Source organism: Gammaproteobacteria bacterium, from assembly GCA_027296625.1.
Taxonomy (GTDB): Bacteria; Pseudomonadota; Gammaproteobacteria; order JAKEHO01; family JAKEHO01; genus JAKEHO01.
Map to the genome: position 1 here is coordinate 1 of JAPUIX010000166.1, position 3,023 is coordinate 3,023.

The following is a 3,023-nucleotide window of genomic DNA, read 5'->3' on the forward strand; positions in this document are numbered from 1 at the left end:
AGCAATCGGCAGATCTTGCAGTATGTCGCCGAGATTCGTTACGCCCGTTTGATCGAGTCTGTTGGCGCTGATGTTCATAATCGGCGCCGCCTCGGTCAGCGGATCTCTGCGAATTCGGGATCCGGTGACGACCACCTCCTCCATGGTGTCGTCAACCTCGATGTCCTGCGCCTTTGCAACCTGAATTTCGACTACCAATGCCGGCACAGCCAGTGCAACAGCTAGTCTCCAGGCGGTTGATAAGGTGAATTTCATGATCGCTCCCCTATGAACTCGCATACTGTAAGTGTAGCTCGTAAAATCTGGTGGACAGTACAATCAATCAGTTATTTGCAGCCCCCGCATACCGTTCGCAGGTCCCTTCGGCGGGCTGCCAGAATTCCGCGTACGGGTTGTCGTTGCAGACGATGTTGAGAAACCTGTCGCGTTCTCGAGCTTGCTGGGCCTCCTGACTGGCACGGATGGGAGCAAATCCCGGGTCGTCGTATAACATCTGCAAATAGGCGTCTTTTGGTGGGATGAAAAATCCGTCTTCCACGCCTCGAGAGATTAGTTCGAGACCTCTCTCGCGCTCGCCGGAAAGGTACGCGGCAAAGCCTTCCTCAAAGTCAATGCTAAACAGCTGATTGGCCCTGGTGATTCCAGCCTCCCGACCGCGACGCACATCGTCTTTTATCGCCGCCACCAGTTCATCGACCCCGGCCTCGTCACCAGCCTCGCGGCGGGCGGCGATCAATGCTGCTGCGTCAACATAGATAAATCCGCTCAACGACATCGTGACCTGCTCACCGCTTCGTTGCCACCAGTCTTCCAGAATCGGCCGGGCGCGAACGTAGTCACCGATACCGGCCAGGGCCCGTCCCAGGTGGACCCGGAACCGAGCGTCGCTTGGATCCGCAGCATAGAGCTCTTCTGCAACCTTGACCGCCTCTTCGGGTTTTCCCAGGAACGTCTGTCCATAGTGAAATTGGAAATCCGAAATGGCGAGTGCTTCTTTTTCAAGGCCGATCGCAGCGAGCTCCCACGTCAATGCAAGCCGCGTACCGATTTGCTCCGGATCGATCCGCAATGCATCCAGGCGGCCCAGGAGCCCATTGGCCCATTTCCCGCCGACAGATCTCCGGATGCCACGAAAAGTGGCGTACCAAAAGGGATGGAGGGCAGCAAGCTTTTCCAATTCCCGGTCGGCGTCGGCGAGTCGGTTCCTGTCGATCAGTGCCACAAGGTAGCTCGTAATAGCCGGCGTTGATAACGGATCCAGCGCCAGTGACTTCTCGTATGCAGCAAGCTCCTCGTGATAGCGTCCGGACTCATTGAAAAATAGTCCCAGCCAGTTATATACGATGGAATAGTTCGGGTTAATCTCGATCGCACGCTGGTAGTGTGTCAATGTTTCCTCCGGCTTCGATTGCATTAACGACAGGAATCCGGCAGCGGCGTGGGCTTCGGCGAGGATTGGATCAAGGGTCATCGCTTGCTGGACATGAGGTGTTGCACGGTCAATCGCCTCGGGACCATCCAGGTTGCCGTAATCGCCAAACGTCTGCAGCAGGATAGCCATGGCTAATTCCGCATGGGCAAGCGCGTAGTCGGGGTCCAGCACTAAGGCCTTTTCGAACTCCCGAACCGCGCCTCCAACGGTGTCCGGCGTACGCTGAACCACCAAGTAACGGCCTCTCAGGTAGGCTTCATGAGCCTCCGCATTGGCCGCCGCAGTTACATTGGGAGCAGCGTCGACCTCGAGCCCCATACGATCCTTTAGCGCTTCGACTATGGCCGCCGAGATCTCATCCTGAATCGCGAAAACGTCGTCAAGATTCCGGTCATAGGTGTCGGACCACAAGTGCGAGTCAGAACGCGCCTCGATTAGCTGCGCCGTGATGCGAACCTGATTGCCGGATTTGCGTACAGAACCCTCGAGTACATAAGCGACGTTTAATTGCTCCGCTATCGCGGGGATGGCAATACCCTTGCCCTTGAAAGAAAACGACGATGAACGCGAGATCACCCTGAGCGCACGAATCTTCGACAGCAGGTTTAGCAATTCCTCCGAAATGCCGTCGGAGAAGTATTCGTTGCCAGCGTCATCGCTCATATTGACGAACGGCAATACCGCAATGGATTTGTCGCCATAGGATTCCACCAATGCTTCACTGCGTGCCTGCTTGGCGACTCTTTCTTCCCTTTCGACATCCCGCATCGGATCAAGCACAAACTTGTCAAAAGCGAAGTAGCCCAGCGCGAGCGCAAGAACGACAATAATGGCGCGATCCAGTTTCTTGCCGGTGTGATGTACGACGGAGCGGGAACGATCCACGTCCCGTTCGAGCTTCAGACCTTCGGGCGTCAGTTCATATACCCAGGAGAAGATCAGACTGAGCGGCAAGCCAATGAACAGCAATACAACGACGAGCCTGACGGAAGCGTCAGACAATCCGAATACCGGGAAAAGTGTCTCGACGATCTGAATCAGCAGCCATGCAGCTATCAGGTAGGCGATGCCTACCCTGAAGACATTGCGGCGCTTGAGCTCGTCGAAGAATTGGCCCATATGCTTTGCGGAAATCTGGCCTTTTCAAGCCAAGATAGCACGCCAGCACCTGTAACAGGGCGGTAACAGATAGGCGTACACCATGGATTTGTGCCGCCTAGATCGGCATCCAGTAATGTCCGCTTTGGGTCGTTAGCGGACCCTTTGACTGATATTAGCTGAATGTCCGCTTCCGAGCGTAAAGCGGACCTTTTGGTAACCCGATTTTGCCAGGTTCATGCTTAATGTCCGCTTTTCTCCAAAGCGGACGCTTTTACCCCGGCGAAACTCCAATTTTCAGGGTCCGCTTTCGGCCAAGAGCGGACATCAGTGTCAATATTCCTTAGGCTGTCTCGCTAATTAAACTGAGGCGGTTTTTTCCTCAGCCATCTCGGTATTTGGCCACTTTCAGTTCATCCCACATCCAGCTGCTGTCATACGGTTCTTGCCCCTGATCCGCCGCGCGGTGTAGTTCATTGTTTTCCAGATGTTT

At 55.0% G+C, this 3,023-nt stretch carries 2 protein-coding genes; both read right to left on the bottom strand.

Annotated features, from left to right (window positions below; all coding sequences use genetic code 11):
• The coding region (locus O6944_10110) for a hypothetical protein (GenBank protein MCZ6719490.1) at positions 1 to 255 on the bottom strand (255 nt) is incomplete at its 3' end.
• A 67-nt stretch (positions 256 to 322) separates the two neighbouring features.
• Positions 323 to 2,551 carry a tetratricopeptide repeat protein gene (locus O6944_10115; GenBank protein ID MCZ6719491.1) on the bottom strand — a complete coding sequence of 743 codons (2,229 nt, stop codon included), beginning with the start codon at positions 2,549 to 2,551 and terminating at the stop codon, positions 323 to 325.
• Positions 2,552 to 3,023 lie beyond the last annotated feature (472 nt).